Origin of the sequence: Variovorax sp. PDC80 (assembly GCF_900115375.1) — a bacterium.
Taxonomy (GTDB): Bacteria; Pseudomonadota; Gammaproteobacteria; order Burkholderiales; family Burkholderiaceae_C; genus Variovorax.
In genome coordinates, this window is record NZ_FOWG01000012.1 from 38,196 (window position 1) to 56,365 (window position 18,170).

The 18,170-nt window shown below is 70.5% G+C and carries 17 protein-coding genes; 13 read left to right on the forward strand and 4 right to left on the reverse strand.

All coding sequences use genetic code 11. The features are described from left to right. Positions 1-102 precede the first annotated feature (102 nt). The 5 genes from BM109_RS29720 to BM109_RS29740 are packed head-to-tail and all read left to right on the forward strand — an operon-like array spanning position 103 to position 4,076. Entirely contained in the window at positions 103-1,275 is a 1,173-nt protein-coding gene (locus tag BM109_RS29720) for an MlaE family ABC transporter permease (RefSeq protein WP_093351054.1), read from the forward strand. Further along, on the forward strand, positions 1,272-2,126 hold the full coding sequence (locus BM109_RS29725) for an ABC transporter ATP-binding protein (protein WP_093351056.1): 855 nt from the start codon (positions 1,272-1,274) through the stop codon (positions 2,124-2,126). The genes BM109_RS29720 and BM109_RS29725 overlap by 4 nt, the downstream gene beginning before the upstream one ends. Positions 2,127-2,129: 3 nt before the next feature. Beyond that, the gene (locus tag BM109_RS29730; protein ID WP_093351058.1) at positions 2,130-3,101 is read left to right on the forward strand and encodes an MlaD family protein; all 972 of its coding nucleotides are present in this window, start codon (positions 2,130-2,132) and stop codon (positions 3,099-3,101) included. A 35-nt stretch (positions 3,102-3,136) separates the two neighbouring features. After that, positions 3,137-3,799 carry an ABC-type transport auxiliary lipoprotein family protein gene (locus BM109_RS29735; RefSeq protein ID WP_093351061.1) on the forward strand — a complete coding sequence of 221 codons (663 nt, stop codon included), beginning with the start codon at positions 3,137-3,139 and terminating at the stop codon, positions 3,797-3,799. 55 nt (positions 3,800-3,854) lie between these two features. Then, a complete protein-coding gene (locus tag BM109_RS29740; RefSeq protein ID WP_057593185.1) occupies positions 3,855-4,076 on the forward strand; it encodes a hypothetical protein in 222 nt (73 codons plus the stop codon). A 6-nt stretch (positions 4,077-4,082) separates the two neighbouring features. On the opposite strand, the gene BM109_RS29745 is transcribed toward BM109_RS29740, so the two are convergent. Genes BM109_RS29745 through BM109_RS29755 form a run of 3 tightly spaced genes read right to left on the reverse strand, consistent with a single transcriptional unit; the run spans position 4,083 to position 7,467 of the window. Continuing rightward, positions 4,083-5,102, reverse strand: a complete 1,020-nt coding sequence (locus tag BM109_RS29745; protein WP_143129285.1) for an alginate O-acetyltransferase AlgX-related protein — start codon at positions 5,100-5,102, stop codon at positions 4,083-4,085. Next, entirely contained in the window at positions 5,099-6,637 is a 1,539-nt protein-coding gene (locus BM109_RS29750; RefSeq protein ID WP_093351066.1) for a serine hydrolase domain-containing protein, read from the reverse strand. Before BM109_RS29750 ends, BM109_RS29745 begins: the two co-directional genes overlap by 4 nt. Further along, positions 6,634-7,467 carry an IclR family transcriptional regulator gene (locus BM109_RS29755; RefSeq protein WP_057593182.1) on the reverse strand — a complete coding sequence of 278 codons (834 nt, stop codon included), beginning with the start codon at positions 7,465-7,467 and terminating at the stop codon, positions 6,634-6,636. Before BM109_RS29755 ends, BM109_RS29750 begins: the two co-directional genes overlap by 4 nt. A 131-nt stretch (positions 7,468-7,598) precedes the next feature. Here BM109_RS29755 and BM109_RS29760 point away from each other — a divergent pair, with 131 nt between their 5' ends. Genes BM109_RS29760 through fahA form a run of 6 tightly spaced genes read left to right on the forward strand, consistent with a single transcriptional unit; the run spans position 7,599 to position 14,117 of the window. Beyond that, entirely contained in the window at positions 7,599-8,558 is a 960-nt protein-coding gene (locus BM109_RS29760; RefSeq protein ID WP_057593181.1) for an MBL fold metallo-hydrolase, read from the forward strand. Between the two features lie 59 nt (positions 8,559-8,617). Next, positions 8,618-10,294, forward strand: a complete 1,677-nt coding sequence (locus BM109_RS29765; protein WP_093351068.1) for an FAD-dependent oxidoreductase — start codon at positions 8,618-8,620, stop codon at positions 10,292-10,294. A 25-nt stretch (positions 10,295-10,319) separates the two neighbouring features. Next, entirely contained in the window at positions 10,320-10,517 is a 198-nt protein-coding gene (locus BM109_RS29770; protein WP_057593179.1) for a DUF2783 domain-containing protein, read from the forward strand. Positions 10,518-10,538: 21 nt separating this feature from the next. Continuing rightward, positions 10,539-11,849, forward strand: a complete 1,311-nt coding sequence (gene hmgA, locus BM109_RS29775) for a homogentisate 1,2-dioxygenase (protein ID WP_093351071.1) — start codon at positions 10,539-10,541, stop codon at positions 11,847-11,849. Then, positions 11,846-12,820 (forward strand): Bug family tripartite tricarboxylate transporter substrate binding protein, encoded by a 975-nt coding sequence (locus tag BM109_RS29780; protein ID WP_093351074.1) that lies wholly within the window; start codon positions 11,846-11,848, stop codon positions 12,818-12,820. Before hmgA ends, BM109_RS29780 begins: the two co-directional genes overlap by 4 nt. 28 nt (positions 12,821-12,848) lie before the next feature. Then, on the forward strand, positions 12,849-14,117 hold the full coding sequence (gene fahA, locus BM109_RS29785) for a fumarylacetoacetase (RefSeq protein ID WP_093351076.1): 1,269 nt from the start codon (positions 12,849-12,851) through the stop codon (positions 14,115-14,117). 72 nt (positions 14,118-14,189) lie between these two features. Here the strand turns inward: fahA and ggt are convergent, their stop codons facing one another. Then, entirely contained in the window at positions 14,190-15,992 is a 1,803-nt protein-coding gene (gene ggt / locus BM109_RS29790) for a gamma-glutamyltransferase (RefSeq protein ID WP_093351079.1), read from the reverse strand. 105 nt (positions 15,993-16,097) lie between these two features. Between ggt and BM109_RS29795 the strand changes: the two genes are divergently transcribed. Next, the gene (locus tag BM109_RS29795) at positions 16,098-17,006 is read left to right on the forward strand and encodes a LysR family transcriptional regulator (RefSeq protein WP_093351081.1); all 909 of its coding nucleotides are present in this window, start codon (positions 16,098-16,100) and stop codon (positions 17,004-17,006) included. Further along, on the forward strand, positions 17,003-18,163 hold the full coding sequence (locus tag BM109_RS29800) for a branched-chain amino acid ABC transporter substrate-binding protein (protein ID WP_093351084.1): 1,161 nt from the start codon (positions 17,003-17,005) through the stop codon (positions 18,161-18,163). Before BM109_RS29795 ends, BM109_RS29800 begins: the two co-directional genes overlap by 4 nt. Positions 18,164-18,170 lie beyond the last annotated feature (7 nt).

Consider the following 18,170-nt stretch of genomic DNA (forward strand, 5'->3'; position numbering starts at 1 on the left):
TGACGCCCCAGGGCCTACGGTTACGATGCGCGCTGCATTTTGAAACCTTTGGTTCGTTCCGCTCGCCCTTCCTCCTCCTCTTCCCACCCGCTCCCCCGGACCATGCCCTCCACCACGCCGCCTGCCGACAGCCCCGCTGCAGCCGACGTCGCCGCGAGACCCCGCATCGAGTCGCGCGAACAGGACGGCCGGCGCTGGATCGTGGCAAGCGGCCGCTGGACCACGCTGGCGATGTCCTCGGCCTCCGACTGGCAGGCGCTCGCGAAGAGCCTGGACGCGCTGCCCAAACAGGACGACGCGGCCTGGGACCTGCGTCCGATCGCGCAGCTCGACCACATCGGCGCGCAGCTGCTGTGGGAGCGCTGGCGCCACGACTGGCCCGCCACGCTCGAGCTGGCGCCGCAGCACAAGGCGGTGCTCGACCAGGTGGCGCAATACACCGTCGGCACGCCCGAGGAACCGCCGAAGACGCTGGTCGAGCGGCTGCGCGACTTCTCGCACAACGGCCCGCGCGCGATGGGCGTGACGCGCGACTTCGTCGGCCTGATCGGCCAGCTCACGATCGACGTCGGCAGGCTGCTGGCGGCGCCGCACCGCGGGCCCTGGCGCGACTTCTCGGGCCATCTCTACCAGTTCGGCGCGACGGCGCTGCACATCACGGCGCTGGTCGGCCTGCTGATCGGCGTGGTGCTGGCCTACCTGATCTCGCAGCAACTGCGCCAGTACGGCGCCGAGACCTTCGTGGTCAACATCCTCGGCCTGTCGCTGGTGCGCGAACTCGGTCCGGTGCTCGCGGCGGTGCTGATCGCGGGCCGCTCGGGCTCGGCAATCACGGCGCAGATCGGCGTGATGCGCGTGACCGAGGAGCTCGACGCGATGCGCGTGATGGGCATCCCGCACGGCTTCCGGCTGGTGATGCCGCGCGTGCTGGCGCTCGCCATCGCGATGCCGCTGATCAGCCTGTGGACCTCGATGGCGGCGCTGCTGGGCGGCATGCTCGCGGCCGACGCGGCGCTCGACATCTCGCCGGCCTATTTCCTCTCGGCGCTGCCGCGCGCGGTGCCGATCGCCAACCTCTGGCTGGCCACCGCCAAGTCGGCGGTGTTCGGCATCCTGATCGCGCTGATCGGCTGCTACTTCGGCATGAAGGTCAAGCCCAACACCGAGAGCCTGGGGCGCGGCACCACCTCGTCGGTCGTGACCTCGATCACCGCGGTGATCCTGGTCGACGCGCTGTTCGCCGTGCTGTTCAAGGGCATCGGGTTCCGCGGATGAACGCGCAGGCCACGCCCTCTTCCGCCGCGCCCGAGACCGTGGTCGACATCCGCCGGCTGTGGACGGTGTTCAAGAACACCGACGGCGAGCAGGTGGTGCACCGCGACCTCGACCTGCGCATCGCGCGCGGCGAGGTGCTGTCGCTGGTCGGCGGCTCGGGCACCGGCAAGACGGTGCTGCTGCGCCAGATCCTCGGGCTCGAGAAGCCCTCGAAGGGCACGGTCGAGGTGCTGGGCCAGGCGCCCGGCGAACTCAGCGCGGCGGGCGCGGCCAACGTCGGCATGCTGTTCCAGCACGGCGCGCTGTTCTCGGCCTTCAGCGTGCTCGAGAACATCGCCTTTCCGCTGCGCGAGCTCAAGCTGCTGCCCGACGAGCTGATCCGCAACGCGGCGCTGGTCAAGCTGCAGATGGTGGGCCTGGAGCCGCGCCATGCGAACCGCAGCCCGGCCGACCTGTCGGGCGGCATGATCAAGCGCGTGGCGCTGGCGCGCGCGCTGATCATGGACCCGCCGCTGCTGCTGCTCGACGAACCCACGGCCGGCCTCGACCCCGAGGCCTCCGACAGCTTCTGCGACCTGCTGCGCGGGCTGCACCGCGAGCTCGGCCTCACGGTGGTGATGGTCACGCACGACCTCGACACGCTGTTCGACCTGAGCACCCGCATCGCGGTGCTGGCCGACCAGAAGGTCATCGCCAGCGGCACCGCGCGCGAGGTGATCGCCTACCCGCATCCCTTCATCCACGAGTACTTTCTCGGTGGGCGCGGCCAACGCGCCCTGGAGGCGCTGCACGACCGACCCGCCCCCGAACGACATGCGCCGCGGCCCGAGGCCGGCGGCGCCGAAAGGTAGTCCATGGAAAACAAAGCCCATGCCCTCGCCGCCGGTGCCTTCGTGCTCGGCCTGCTCGCCGTGCTCGTGGGGCTGGTGGTCTGGTTCACGCGCGACAACACCGTGCGCAACATCTACGAGCTCTCCACGCGCGACGCGGTCAGCGGCCTGCAGCCGCAGGCGATGGTGCGCTACCGCGGCATCGCGGTCGGCAAGGTGACGCTGATCGACTTCGACCCCAAGGTGAAGGGCAACGTGCGCGTGCGCATCACGGTCGACGAGCGCGTGCCGCTGACCACCTCGAGCTTCGCCACGCTGAGCTACCAGGGCGTGACCGGCCTGGCCTTCATCGCGCTGGACGACAAGGGCGAATCGAACGTCGCGCTCAAGCCCGACAACGGCGATCCGCCGCGCATCCCGCTCAAGCCCTCGATGCTGGCCCAGCTGCAGGACCGCGGCGAGGCGATCATCAACCAGGTCGAGGAGGTGACGAAGCGCGCCAACCGCCTGCTCAACGACGACAACCAGAAGCGCGTGGCCGACGCGCTCGAGAACATCGCGGCCGCGACCTCGAGCGCCAACCAGCTGATGCTGCGCCTCGACGGCACCGTGAAGACCGGCGTCGCCCCCGTGCTGCAGCGGCTGCCCGACACGCTCGATTCGGTGAAGAAGGCCGCGGGCGACGTCTCGCGCGTGGCGAACAACTTCAACGGCACCGTGACCCGGCTCAATGCGCCCGACGGTCCGGTGCAGCGCCTGGGCGACGGCACCAAGGCGCTGGCGCAGGCGGTCGATTCCTTCAATGCCGCCACGCTGCCGCGCGTGAACCGCGTGGCCGACGACACCTCGCACGCGGTGCGCCGGCTCGGCCGCGCCGCCGACAGCATCAACGACAACCCGCAATCGCTGCTGTTCGGCAACGGCGGCGCGGCGGCCGGACCGGGCGAGCCGGGCTTTTCGCCGCCGCCCGCCTCGGGCAGCGGCGCCAGGCCCTGAGCGGCCACTGCATCCACGATGGCAGGACAACGACCATGAAGAACGCCACGCATCCCCTTCTCGCTTTCGGCCTTGGCCTCGCGCTGCTGCTGGCCGGCTGCGGCGCGCTGCCCGACAAGCCCCAGCGCGCCACGCTCTACGACTTCGGTCCGGGGCCGATGGCGGCGCAGCAGGCGAGCAGCGCGCCGGCGGCGCAGGCCATGATCGCGCTGCCCGAGATCGAGGCCAATCCGCGGCTCGACGGCACGCAGATCCTCTACCGGCTCGGCTATGCCGACGCCAACGAACTCAAGCCCTACGGCCAGTCGCGCTGGAGCCTGTCGCCCGCGCAGCTGCTGCGCCAGCGGCTGCGCGACACGCTGGCCGAGCGCCGCACCGTGCTCGGCCCCGAGGAGAGCGCGACCATCGCGCGCACCGAGGGCCGCGTGCCCGACACGCTGCGCCTGTCGCTCGACGAGTTCAGCCACTACTTCGAATCGCCCGGCGCGAGCGTGGGCCTGGTGCGGCTGCGCGTCACGCTCGTGCGCAGCGGCACCGGCGGCGACCGCGTGATGGGCCAGAAGCTGATCACCGTGCGCCGGCCCGCGCCGAGCGCCGATGCACCGGGCGGCGTCAAGGCGCTGGCCGCGGCCAGCGACGCGGCGATCGCCGAGATCGTGCAGTGGGTGGACCAGCAGCAACAGCAGCAGCCGCGGTAGTAAGCTGCCGCCAGCCGCGGCACCCCGCATCGGCCCACGGACGGAGACACGCACCATGAACGCCACCCGCATCGTCGGCATCATCCTGATCGTCGCCGGCATCGCCGGGCTGGGCCTCGGCGGCTTCAGCTTCACGCGCGAGACGCACCAGGCCAAGCTCGGGCCGATCGAGCTGTCGGTGAAAGAGAAGCAGACCGTGAACTTCCCGGCCTGGGCCGGCGTCGCGGCGATCGTGGTGGGCGGGGTGCTGGTGCTGTTCGGCGGCCGCAAGGGCTGAACGGCCTCAGCCCCCGCGCGGCGCGGCCAGCTTCTCCTTCACCGCCTGCACCATGCGGTCGCCCAGCACCAGCTGCCCCTGCATCGAGATGTGGGTGTCGTTGGGCATGTAGAAGTCGCGCATCGCGGTCTTCTGCTGCTGCGCGAACGCGAACAGGTCGGGGCCGAGCCCGGCGTCGCCGAAGGCCTTCACGAAGTCCCGCGAATGCGCGGGCTTGAGGTAGGTGGTGGTCTTGTCGGGCACGATCATCCAGAGGATCGGCACCGTGCCGCGCGCCTTGCCGAAAGCCTGCAGCTGCGCGGCGTGCGCGGCCGTGAGTTCGTGGCTGGCCTCGTCCTGGGCCAGGAACAGCGCCATCTCGCAGCGCCGGTTGCTGAACAGCGCGCAGCCGTCGGCCACGGCGCGCGCATGCGTCTGCTGGTCGCAGCCGCTGCGCTTCTTGCCGGCGATGGCTGCGCGCGTGCAGCGCTGCGTGAGGAAGCCGGCGTAGATCTGGCCCTCCCAGTTGAGCGCGAAGCCCGGCACGTGGTCGAGCGGCGGCGACGGCACCTCGGGCTTGGCGACCAGCGGCTTCTTCATCTGCCGGCAGTCCCGCGAGCGCTCGAGGCGGAAATCGACGATCCGCTCCACGCTCTCGATGATCACCAGCTTGCCGCGAAAGCCGCCGGCTTCGAGCCAGTGGTCGAAGTCGTCGCACAGCGTCTCGTCGATGTCCTGCCAGTAGGTGGTGGCGACGCTGTAGCCGGCCTTGGCGAGCTGCGACTGCCAGCGGTGCGTGGCCGAGAAGCTGTCGCCGATGACCAGGATGTCGGCCTGTGCGACCGGCGCGCCGCGCAGCAGCGCCGGGTCGACGCGCGGCGGGTCGATGCGCCAGCCGAAGTCATGGTCGGAGATGCGCCCGATGCGCGCGAGGTCGCCATAGGGCGCGGGCGTGAAGAGGGTCTGCAGCAGCAGCCCGACGAACACGGCGTAGCCGATGCCGAAGATCCAGAGCCACAGCCTGGCGAAGGAAGAATTCATTGTCATGGCGCGGTCTCCCCGCGCATCTCGGCCTGGAAGCCATAGGAGTTGGAAAAGACGAGGTCGATGCCCTCGGCGCCATCTTCGCGCAGCCGCAGCAGGTAGCGGGTGCGCAGCGGTTCGCCGAGGATGCGTGCCTCCACGTCGAAGCTGCGCGCATCGCTCCAGCGGCCCCGGGTGGCGACCACCGGCATCGGGCCGCCCGCGGGGCTGGTGCGGAACAGGCCATCGAGGCCGATCGGCGCGGTGAAGCGCTCGTCGGCACCGCCGGGGCGGCGCGCGGCGGTCACGACCTCGTAGCGCGGGTTCGCGGGATCGAGCTCGAGCCGCAGGCTGCGCAGCCCGATCGGATTGGTGCCGAAGCGCCAGGTGCGGCCCGCGAGGCGCTGCGCCGCGTCGGGCACCGGGCCGACCTCGGAGGGCTTCTCGGCCGTGGCCTTCGCCACCGCGGCCTCGAGCGCGGCCTGGGCCGCGGCATCGTCGGCGACGACACCGCCGGCCTTGACCGACCGCAGGATGCGCTCGATCAAGAGCGGCACCGGCGCCGCGCGCGTGCTCGTGAACACCGCCACCGCGTCGGCCTCGGGCAGCACCACGATGCCCTGGCCGTTGTGGCCCATGGCCATGTAGATGCGGCGCGCGGGCAGGGTCCACCAGCCGTTGGCGTAGAAGAAGCCCGGCGTGCCGAGGTCCTTCATCTCGACCGTGGCCGCGAGGTTCTTCGCGACCCAGGCGGCCGGCACCAGCTGGCGGTCTTCCCAGCGGCCGCCGCGCAGGTAGAGCTGGCCGATCTTCGCCATGTCGCGCGGCTGCAGCGCCAGGCCGAAGCCGCCCACGGGCACGCCCTGCGGGTCCTGGCGCCAGCGCAGGTCGGCGATGCCCAGCGGCTTGAACAGGCGCTCGGTGGCATAGGCCTGCAGGTCGCCGCCGGTGCGCCGCGCGAGCAGGGCCGACAGCAGCTGCGAGTTGCCGCTGTTGTAGTTGAAGCCCGCGCCGGGCGCCTGCGCCATCGGGCGGCCGCGCACGTAGGCGGCCCAGTCGCGCGAACGCTCCATCTCGATCAGCGAGACCGGCTTGCCGCGGTCGTTGAGCGGCTCGGTCCAGTCGATGCCCGAGGTCATGTCGAGCAGGTGCGCGACCGTGACCGCGGCGCGCCGGGGATCGGTATCGCCGTCGAACACCGGGTCGCCGAGGCGCAGCTTGCCTTCCTCGATGGCGATGCCCGCGAGCGTGCCCATCACGGCCTTGGTGACCGAGTTGACCGCGTGGCGCAGGCCGGGGCGGAACGGCGCGTAGTAGGCCTCCACCACGATGCGGCCGTGGCGCACCACCAGCAGGCTGTCGAGCTGGTGGGTGGCGCCGAGCTCGACCAGCCGCGCGAGCTCGGCCGGGTCCATGCCCTGCGAGGCGGGCGTGGCGACGGTCCAGCCCGCGGTGGGCCAGGGGCCGTCGTCGGCCGCGGCGGCAGCGCCGGCGAAGGCGAGGGAAACGGACAGCGAGAGGGCCTGGAGGCCCGCGGCCATGGCGTGCGAGGCGTTCATCGGCGGCTCGCCCCCAGCCGTTGCGACACCGCGTCGGCGCAGCCCTTGAGCGCGGTGCCGATGGCGCCGTCCCAGGTCGTGTCGAAGATGCCGGCCGGGCCGATGGCGGTGATCGCGAGCACGATCGCGCCCGTGTGGTCGAACACCGGCGCGGCCATGGCGCTCACGCCCTCGATCACCTCGCCGTCGGAACGGCTGATGCCGTGCGCGCGCACTTCCTGCAGCTGGCGCTCGAAATCGGCCCACGAAGGCAGCGGCTGCACCGGCGGCATGCCGGCCGGCGGCGCGGGCTCGGCCTTGCGCTGCTTCTGGCGCAGGCGCTCGGCCTCGAGCAGTTCGCGCACGCGCTCGGCGTCGAGGTAGGCCGCGAACACCCGGCCCGAGGCCGTGTTGGTCAGCGAGAACACCGTGCCGTGGCGCATGTTGACGTGCACCGGCGAGGGCGATTCGGCCGTGCGCACGATGGTCGCGCCGCGCGCGCCCCAGACCGCCAGCGCGATGGTGTGGCCGGTCTGCTGCGCGAGCTGGGCGATGGCCGGGGTCGCGATGTGCACCGGGTCGGCCTGCTGCAGGCTGATCAGGCCCAGTTGCAGCGCCAGCGGGCCGAGCAGATAGTGGCCGCTCGCGCGGTCCTGCTCGATCAGCCCCAGCCGGCCGAAGCTCACCATGTAGGGATGGGCCTTGGCGGGCGTCATGTCGGCCTCGCGCGCCAGGTCCTTGAGCGCCATCGGCCGGCCGTGGTGCACCAGCGCGCGCAGCAGCTGGCCGCCGACCTCGATGCTCTGGATGCCGCGCTGGGCGCGGTCGGCGTCAGGTTGTGCTTCGTTCATGGAGTGGGGATTAGACATGAAGCGATTCGCGGCTTACACTCGCGCAAATTCGTTAACTGCAAATTCGTTCGCCCTAAACGAATTTCAACCACCCGCCACCCCACCCCCAAACACTCCACCGGAGACACACGATGAGCCAAGCCAAGAAATTCGCCAGCCAGGCCGACATGGAAGAGAAGAAGGTCACCTTCAGCCAGATCTCGGAACATGCCTGGGCCTACACCGCCGAGGGCGACCCGAACACCGGCATCGTGATCGGCGATGACTGCGTGCTGGTGGCCGACACCCAGGCCACGCCCGCGATGGCGGCCGACGTGGTGCGCCGCATCCGCGAAGTGACCGACAAGCCGATCAAGTACGTGGTGCTCACGCACTACCACGCGGTGCGCGTGCTGGGCGCGGCTGGCTACGGTGCCGAGCACATCCTGGCCAGCCAGGACACGCGCGACCTGATCGTCGAGCGCGGCGAGCAGGACAAGGCCAGCGAGATCGGCCGCTTCCCGCGCCTGTTCCAGAACGTCGAGACCGTGCCGCCGGGCCTGACCTGGCCCACCATGACCTTCACCGGCAAGATGACCCTGTGGCTCGGCAAGCTCGAGGTGCAGCTGCTGCAGCTCGGCCGCGGCCACACCAAGGGCGACACCGTGGTCTGGCTGCCGCAGGAACGCGCGCTGCTCTCGGGCGACCTGGTCGAGTTCGGCGCCACGCCGTACGCGGGCGACGCCTACTTCAAGGACTGGCCGCAGACGCTGGACAACGTCGCCGCCCTCAAGCCCGCCGCGCTGGTGCCGGGCCGCGGCGCCGCGCTGACCACGCCCGAGGCCGTGGCCGAGGGCCTGACGGGCACGCGCGACTTCATCGCCGACGTCTACGCCAGCGTGCAGGAAGGCGTGAAGGCCGGGCGCGACCTGAACGCGGTCTACAAGGACACCTACGAGAAGCTCAAGCCCAAGTACAGCCAGTGGGTGATCTTCGACCACTGCATGCCCTTCGACGTGAGCCGCGCCTACGACGAGGCCTCGGGCCACGTCGACCCGCGCGTGTGGACGGCCGAGCGCGACGTGGAGATGTGGAAGGCGCTCGAAGGCTGAGACGGGCGCTCCCTCCCCGCCGAGGGAGCGGCAGGACAGAAGAGACGGAGACAACGGACGTGAACGCACTCGCCACCGAAGCCGCGCAGGTCGACTACCAGAGCCTGCGCTTCGACTACCGCCGCCACCCCGACCAGGACGCGGCACCGCCCGCGCGCCACCCGGTGGTGGTGGTCGGTGCCGGCCCCGTGGGCCTGGCGCTGGCCATCGACCTCGCGCTGCGCCAGGTGCCGGTGGTGCTGCTCGACAACGACAACACCCTGTCGACCGGATCGCGCGCGATCTGCTTCGCCAAGCGCACGCTCGAGGTCTTCGACCGGCTGGGCTGCGGCGACCGCATGGTCGACAAGGGCGTGTCGTGGAACATCGGCAAGGTCTACTTCCACGACGAGCAGGTCTACCGCTTCGACCTGCTGCCCGAGCCCGGCCACGAGCGCCCGGCCTTCATCAACCTGCAGCAGTACTACGTCGAGGGCTACCTGGCCGAGCGCGCGGCGCAGCTGCCGCTGATCGACATCCGCTGGAACAACAAGGTCACCGGCATCGCGCAGGACGCCGAGGGCGCGACGCTGACCGTGGAAACGCCCGAGGGCGAGTACCGCCTGGCCGCCGACTACGTGAGCGCCTGCGACGGCTCGCGCTCGAACCTGCGCCAGCTGCTGGGCCAGGAATCGAAGGGCCGCGTGTTCCGCGACCGCTTCCTGATCGCCGACATCACGATGGACGCGCAGCTGCCGACCGAGCGCCGCTTCTGGTTCGACCCGCCCTTCCATCCGGGCCAGAGCGTGCTGCTGCACAAGCAGGCCGACGGCATGTGGCGCATCGACTTCCAGCTCGGCTGGGAGGCCGACCCGGTGGAGGAGCGCAAGCCCGAGCGCATCGTGCCGCGCGTGCGCGCGCTGCTCGACAGCATCGGCCACGCGGGCGTGCAGTTCGAGATCGGCTGGGCCAGCGTCTACACCTTCGCCTGCCAGCGCATGGACAGCTTCCGCCACGGCCGCGTGCTGTTCGCGGGCGACTCGGCGCACGGCGTGTCGCCGTTCGGCGCGCGCGGCGCCAACTCGGGCGTGCAGGATGCCGACAACCTGGCCTGGAAGCTGGCCGCCGTGGTGCGCGGCGAGGCGCCCGATGCGCTGCTCGACAGCTATGCCGGCGAACGCGAATACGCGGCCGACGAGAACATCCGCAACTCCACGCGCGCCACCGACTTCATCACGCCCAAGAGCGAGGTCAGCCGGCTGTTCCGCGACGCGGTGCTGGCGCTGACGCGGCAGCACGCCTTCGCGCGCACGCTGGTCAACAGCGGCCGGCTGTCGGTGCCCTCGGTGCTGCGCGGCTCGCCGCTCAACACGCCTGACGCGGATGGCGACGGCTTCGCGGGCGCAATGGTGCCGGGCGCGGCCGCGGCCGACGCGCCGGTGGCGCTCGCCGAGGGCGGCAGCGGCTGGCTGCTGCGCGAGCTCGGCCGCACGCACGGCTTCACGGCGCTGGTGTTCGGCGATGCCGACGACGCGGCGGTCGCGCAGAGCCTGCGCGCCATCGAGGCCGCGGGCCCGCCGCTGCGCACGGTGCGCGTACCCGCGGGCGCGGCGAGCGAACTGGCCGTGCGGCGCTACGATGCGCGGCCCGGCACCACCTACCTGCTGCGTCCCGACCAGCATGTGAGCGCGCGCTGGCGCGCACCGTCGCCCGCGCAGATCCGCGCGGCCTTCGACCGCGCGCTGGCCCGGGCCTGAGACGACACGCAGCGAGACATTGCCCATGACCGCATCCACCCCCACGCTGATCACCGACGCGCACCTCGAGGCGCCCGACGATTTCTACGAAGCGCTGATCGAGGCGCACCAGGGCCTGAGCACCGAGGAGAGCCACGCGTACAACGCGCGCCTCGTGCTGCTGCTGGCCAACCACATCGGCTCGCTGCCCGTGCTGCGCGAAGCGCTCGCGGCCGCGAAATGAACACCATCCAGTGAGGACACCATGACCGCCGCAACTCCCGCCACCGAGCGCCGCTATCAGAGCGGCTTCGGCAACGAATACGCGTCCGAGGCCGTGCCCGGCGCGCTGCCGCAGGGCCGCAACAACCCGCAGCGCGGGCCCTTCGACCTCTACACCGAGCTGCTCTCGGGCACCGCCTTCACCGCGCCGCGCCACGAGAACCGCCGCACCTGGCTCTACCGCCGCCAGCCCTCGGTGGTGTCGGGCCGCTACCAGCCCTATGCGCAGGCGCACTGGACCACCGGCGCCGACCGCGAGATCGCGCTGCCGCCCGAGCCGCTGCGCTGGCATCCGCAGCCGCTGGACGGCGCGGCCGGGCATGACTTCGTCGACGGCATGCACACCATCGCGGCCAACGGCGATGCCGAGTCGCAGGTCGGCATCGGCTCGCTGATGTACTTGGCGGGCCGCTCGATGGACAAGCGCGCCTTCGTCAACGCCGACGGCGAAATGCTGGTGGTGCCGCAGCAGGGCCGGCTGGTCATCACCACCGAGCTCGGCGTGCTCGAGGTGAAGCCCGGCGAGATCGCGCTGCTGCCGCGCGGCATGGCCTTCAAGGTGGCGCTGCCCGACGGCCTCTCGCGCGGCTACGTCTGCGAGAACTACGGCGCGCACTTCCGCCTGCCCGAGCTCGGCCCGATCGGCTCGAACGGCCTGGCCAACGCGCGCGACTTCCAGGCGCCGGTGGCGGCCTTCGAAGCGGAAGAAGGCGGCTACGAGATCGTCAAGAAGTTCGGCGGCCGCTTCTGGCACGCGCCGATGAAGCAGACGCCCTTCAACGTGGTCGCCTGGCACGGCAACCTGTCGCCCGTGAAGTACGACACCGCGCACTTCATGGTGATCGGCTCGATCAGCTTCGACCATCCCGATCCCTCGATCTTCACCGTGCTGACCTCGCCCAGCGACACGCCCGGCACCGCCAACTGCGACTTCGTGATCTTCCCGCCGCGCTGGATGGTGATGGAGAACACCTTCCGTCCGCCGTGGTTCCACCGCAACCTGATGAGCGAGTTCATGGGCCTGGTGCTCGGCGAGTACGACGCCAAGCCCGGTGGCTTCAAGCCCGGCGGCGCGAGCCTGCACAACAGCATGGTGCCGCACGGCCCCGACGAGGAAGCCTTCGACAAGGCCACCCACGCCGACCTCAAGCCGCACAAGCTCGACAACACGCTGGCCTTCATGTTCGAGAGCCGCTACCGTTTCATCCCCACCAACTTCGCGCTGCAGAGCCAGGCGCTCGACACCGACTACGCCGACTGCTGGGCCGGCCTCAAGGATCAGTTCAAGCCATGAGCCCCGTCTTCGCCCTGACGCGCCGCGCCGCGGTCCTCGCGCTGCTCGCCGCGCCCCTGTTCTCGCAGGCCGCGGACTTCCCCGCGAAGCCGATCCGCTTCATCGTGCCCTACACCCCGGGCGGCACCACCGACCTGGTGGCGCGCACCGTGGGCCAGAAGGTGTCGGAGAAGCTGGGCCAGCCGGTGCTGATCGACAACCGCGGCGGCGCGGGCGGCAACATCGGCATGGACGCCGTGGCCAAGGCCGCGCCCGACGGCTACACCATCGGCTTCGGCGCCATCTCGACCAATGCGCTGAACCCGCACATCTACAAGTCGATGGCCTTCGATCCGCGCAAGGACTTCACCGCCATCAGCCTGCTGGGCACCTCGACCATCGTGCTCGAAGTGCCGGCGGCCTCGCCGATCAAGTCGGTGGCCGACCTGATCGCGGCCGCGAAGAAGACCCCCGGCATGCCCTACGCCACCGCGGGCGCGGGCACCTCGATGAACCTGGCCGGCGTGATGTTCGCGCAGATGACCGGCACCGAGCTGACGCACGTGGCCTACAAGGGCAGCGGCCCGGCCATCACCGACATGCTGGGCAACAACATCGGCCTGATGTTCGACAACCTGCCGGCCTCGCTGCCGCACATCCAGGCCGGCAAGCTGCGCGCGCTGGCCGTCGCCGGCCCCACGCGCTCGCCCTCGCTGCCCGAGGTGCCGACCATCGCCGAAGCCGGCCTCAAGGGCTATGCGCTCGAGCCCTGGTTCGGCGTCTACGGCCCCGCCAACCTGCCGGCGCCGATCGTGAAGGTGCTCAACGAGGCCTTCGTGGAGGCGCTCGCGCAGCCCGACGTGAAGGCCAAGCTGGCGCAGGCCGGCTTCTCGCCGCGCGGCTCGAGCGCGCAGGAACTGGCCACGCTCACGCAGACCGAGTACCAGCGGCTCGGCGAGGTGGCGAAGAAGGCCGGCATGACGGCCGAGTGAACCGAACACCGCAACGAAAGACACATCCATGACCACCGCACTGAACGCCACCCACGACCCCAAGCTGCGCAGCTGGGTCGCCTCGGCCAATGAAGCCGGCAGCGACTTCCCGATCCAGAACCTGCCCTTCGGCCGCTTCCGCGCCGCCGGCAGCACCGAGGCCTTCCGCATCGGCGTCGCCATCGGCGACCAGGTGCTCGACCTGCGCGCCGCCGGCCTCGTCGACAGCGACGACATGAACGCGCTGATGGCCGCGGGCACCAAGGAGCGCCAGGCGCTGCGCGCCGCGCTCTCGGCCGGCCTCGCCGAAGGCAGCGACAAGCAGGCGGCCTGGTCGAAGGCGCTGCTCGCGCAAGCGCAGGCCGAGATGACCGTGCCCTGCCGCATCGGCGACTACACCGACTTCTACACCGGCATCCACCACGCGACCACCATCGGCAAGCTGTTCCGTCCCGACCAGCCGCTGATGCCCAACTACAAGTGGGTGCCGATCGGCTACCACGGCCGCGCCTCGTCGATCGGCGTGAGCGGCCAGGTCTTCAAGCGCCCGCAGGGCCAGACCAAGGCCCCCGATGCCGCCGAGCCCAGCTTCGGCCCGTCGAAGCGCCTGGACTACGAACTCGAGCTCGGCTTCCTCATCGGCCGCGGCAATGCGCTCGGCGAGCCGATCGCCATCGGCGAGGCCGAGGAGCACCTGTTCGGCGTGACCTTGCTCAACGACTGGTCGGCGCGCGACCTGCAGGCCTGGGAGTACCAGCCGCTCGGCCCCTTCCTCGCGAAGAACTTCGCGAGCACGCTGTCGCCGTGGATCGTGACCATGGAAGCGCTCGCGCCCTTCCGCGCGAAGTTCGAGCGGCCCGAGGGCGACCCGCAGCCGCTGCCCTATCTCGATGCGCCGTCGAACCGCGCAGCCGGCGCGCTCGACGTCACGCTCGAGGTGCTGCTGCAGACCGCGAAGATGCGCGAAGCCGGCGAGGCGCCGGTGCGCCTCACGCTCGGCAACACCACCGAGGCCGCCTACTGGACCGCGGCGCAGCTGGTGACGCACCACACGGTGAACGGCTGCAACCTGCAGCCCGGCGACCTGCTGGGCTCGGGCACGCTCTCGGGCCCGAAGCCCGACCAGGCCGGTTCGCTGATGGAGCTCACGCTCGGCGGCAAGCAGGCGGTGACCTTGCCCAACGGCGAGAAGCGCACCTTCCTCGAGAACGGCGACACGCTGGTGATGCGCGGCTGGTGCGAGCGCGCGGGCGCGGTGCGCATCGGGCTCGGCGAGGTCAGCGGCACGGTGGTCTGACGCCACCGGCGTTCGCCATGCGCAAGGCGGTGGAGGCGGCAACGCCTCCACCGCCTTTTTCACGTCAGCGCATCAGGGCTTCGGCGCGATCACGAGCGCGAGGCCATCGGGATTGCGCGGGTCGGACACCGGCACCGGCGCATTGCCCACCACCTGGATCGCCTGGATGTTCTGGCCGCCGGCCAGTCCGTCCTGCATGGTCCAGCCGCGTGCGCGCAGGTTGTCGGCCGTGGCCGCGGGGAAGCGCTCGGCCTCGTAGTAGATGACGTTGTCGGGCAGCAGCTGGTGGTGGAAGCGCGGTTGCGCCTGCGCCTGGTCGAGCGGCAGCTTGTAGTCGAGCACGTTGACCAGCACCTGGTAGACCGCCGTGAAGATGCGCGAGCCGCCGGGCGTGCCGAGCACCAGCGCGAGCTTGCCGTCCTTCACCGCGATGGTCGGGCTCATCGACGACAGCGGGCGCTTGTTGGGCTGGATCGAGTTGACGTCGCCGCCGACCACGCCGAACTGGTTCGGCACGCCGGGCTTGGCGGAGAAGTCGTCCATCTCGTTGTTCAGCAGGAAGCCCGCGCCCTCGACCACGATGCCGCTGCCGAAGCCGCCGTTGAGCGTGTAGGTGATGGCCAGTGCATTGCCCCACTTGTCGACCACCGAGAAGTGCGTGGTCTGCGGCTTCTCGCCGGTGCTGACCGGCGGCACGGGATCGGTGCCGAGGCCGGGCTTCACCTTGGCCAGCGGCGTCGGCGTGGCGGGGTTGACCTCGGCCGCGCGGCCCTTGATGTAGTCGTCGGCCAGCAGTTTCAGCATCGGCACCTGGTAGAAGTCCGAGTCGCCGAGGTACTGCGCGCGGTCCGCGAACACGCGCTTCTCCATCTCCGCCGTCAGGTGCACGTACTGCGCCGAGTTGAGCGGTGCCTTGGCGAACTGCGGCTCGAGGTCCTTCTTCATCTTGAGCAGCTGCCCGATGCCGAAGCCACCCGAGCTCGGTGGCGGCGCGGTGTAGACCGTGTGGCCGTTCCAGTCGATGGCCACGGGATCGCGCCACACCGCCTGGTAGTTCTTCAGGTCGTTCTTGCTGATGAGGCCGCCGGTGCGTCCCATCTCGGCCACCAGCAGGTCGGCCGTCTTGCCGGTGTAGAACTCGCTGCCGCCGTTGTCGCTGATGCGCTGCAGCGTGTCGGCCAGCTCGGACTGCTTGAACAGCTGGCCCTTGATCATCTTGCCGCCGAAGTACTTGTTGAAGTTCGAGCGGCTGTTGACGGTGGTCATCTCGGCCGTCGAGTAGGCGACGAAGCCGTTGCGCGCATAGGCGATGGCCGGTGCCAGCACCTGGGCCCAGCTGAGCTTGCCGAAGCGCTGGTGCGCGGTCCACATGCCCGCGACCGAGCCCGGCACGCCGGCGGCCAGCGAGCCGTCGAGGCTCAGGCCCGGGATCACGTCGCCGTTCTTGTCGAGGTACATGGTGGGCGTGGCCGCGCCCGGTGCCTTCTCGCGGAAGTCGAGGAAGTAGGGCTTGCCGTTCATCCAGGTCGTCATGAAGCCGCCGCCGCCGAGGTTGCCCGCCTCGGGCAGGGTGACTGCGAGCGCGAAGGCCGTGGCGACACCGGCATCGACGGCATTGCCGCCCGCATCGAGGATCTGCTTGGCGGCGGCCGCGCCGAACTGGTCGGGCGATGCGACCGCCCCGGCGTTGAGCGTGGTGCTCTCGGCCGGAGGCGACGCGGGGGGAACGATGGGTGCGAAGGCAGTGCCCGATCCACCACCGCCGCAAGCGGAAATACCGATGGTGGTGAACAGGATCAGGGAATGAAATGCGCGGCGCGACGTGGCGTGCGTGAAGGGCACTGTGAGTCTCCTCAAGTTGTGAATCTCTGGCATGCTCGCCAGGCTTTTTGGGGGGTGCGCACTCCCGGGGGCGGACTGTAGTGCCCGGTCCAGCCAGCGTCTAACGAAAGATTTTCGATTTATCTATTCCGGATCCTCATGGAGACAAGAAAGCTGGCGCACTTGATCGAATTGGCGATGACCGGCTCCTTCAGCCGCGCGGCCGCCAACCTGCATCTCACGCAATCGGCACTGAGCAAGAGCATCCAGTCGCTCGAGATGGAACTCGGCGCGCCGCTGATCGAGCGGCTCGGGCGGCGCTGCACGACCACCGCCGCGGGCTCGCTGGTGGTCGAGCGCGCGCGCCGGCTGCTGGTCGATGTCGACAACCTCTCGATCGGCGTGAGGGACGAGGCCGTGCTCGAAGGCACGCTGCGCGTGGGCTTCGGCGCCGGTCCCGGCGCGTGCATGAGCGCGGACTTCATCAACCACGTGCTCGAGACGCATCCGCGCGTGAAGCTGCTGGTGCGCCGCGGCACGGCGCGCTTCCTCATGAGCGCCTTGCGCGACCGCTCGATCGACGCGATCCTGATCGACGCGCGCTCGCTGGTGCTGTCCGACGAGCTCGTGGTCGAGCGCCTGGGCGGCCTCGCGGGCGGCGCCATCTGCCGCGTCGGCCATCCGCTGGCCGCGCGCGCGGCGGTCACGATGCAGGACCTGCTGCAGTACCCGATCCTCAGCACCGACGTGTCGGACGAGGTGGCCACGCTGACGAAAGAGCACTACGGCCTGAGCGACGACGTGCGCCACTCGACCACCGTGGAGTCGGAGGAGCTCGAGCCCCTGATCGCCGCGACGGCGCGCTCCGACGCGATCTTCTTCGGCGCGCTCGCGGCCGCCGGCGAGCAGATCGCCGCGGGCCGGTTGCGGCGCATCACGGTCGAGTCGCAGCTCGAGGTGTCGATCCCGGTCGCGCTCGTGCGCCTGGCCAGCAAGGGCGAACAGAAGCTGGTGCAGGTGGTGCGCGATTTCGCGGCCCATTGGTTCGAAGCGCGGGAGGCCCCATGAAGCCGTCTTCATCGCGCATCGCGAAGCGCGTGCTGGCGAGCGCGCTGGCCGGTCTCGCCTTCGGCGCGCTCGCGCAGGAGCAGACCATCCGCATCGGCCTGGTCGCGCCCATGAGCGGCGCGCTGGCCGTCTCGGGCAAGGCCAACCAGAAGGGCGGGCAACTGGCCGTGGACGAACTCAATCGGCAGCAGTTGCGCATCGGCGGGCAGCGCGCGCGCTTCGAGCTGATGGCCGAGGACGATGCGGGCGACCCGAAGCAGGGCACGGCCGCCGCGCAGAAGCTGGTCGATGCCAGGGTCAACGGCGTGGTCGGCCACCAGACCTCGGGCTCGGCCATTCCTGCCTCGCGGCTCTACAGCGAGGCCGGCATTCCGCAGGTCTCGCCTTCGGTGACGGCGCCCAAGTACACCGACCAGGGCTTCAAGACCACCTTCCGCATCGTTGCCGGCGACGCCAGCATCGGCGACGCCATCGCCACCCATGCGGTGCAGCGGCTGGGCATGAAGCGCTTCGCGATCGTCGACGACCGCAGCTCCTATGGCCACGGCATCGCCGAGGAGTTCGCCAAGGCCGCCGTGCGCGCGGGCGGCACGATCGTCGGCCGCGAGCACGCGAGCGACAAGAGCAGCGACTTCTCGGCCATCCTCACGGCGATCAAGGCGCAGCAGCCCGATGCGATCTTCGTCGGCGGCATGTACGCGATGGCCGGCCCGATGCTGCGCCAGATGAAGCAGCTCGGCCTCGGTGCCAGCGTGCTCGGCGGCGACGGCATCTGCGACAACGAACTGCTGCGGCTGGCCGGCGGCGCGGCGCGCGACGACCAGGTGTTCTGCGCGGCCTCGGGCGAGATCGAGGACGACCGCGAAGGCCGGCTGCGCGACTTCAGGAAGGCCTACCGCCAGCGCTTCGACATGGACCCGGAGCTGGTCTCGCTCTATTCCTACGATGCGGTGAAGGTGCTCGCGGATGCGATGCGCCGCGCCGATTCCGCGAAGCCCGAGACCTACCTGCCCTTCCTGGCGCGCACGCGCGACTACGCCGGGCTCACGGGCAGGATCTCCTTCGATGCCAAGGGCGACCTGCTGCATCCGCAGCTGGCGCTCTACACCTTCAGGCGCGGCGTGCGCGCGCACCTGGCGACGATCCAGATGCCCTGAGCAGGCG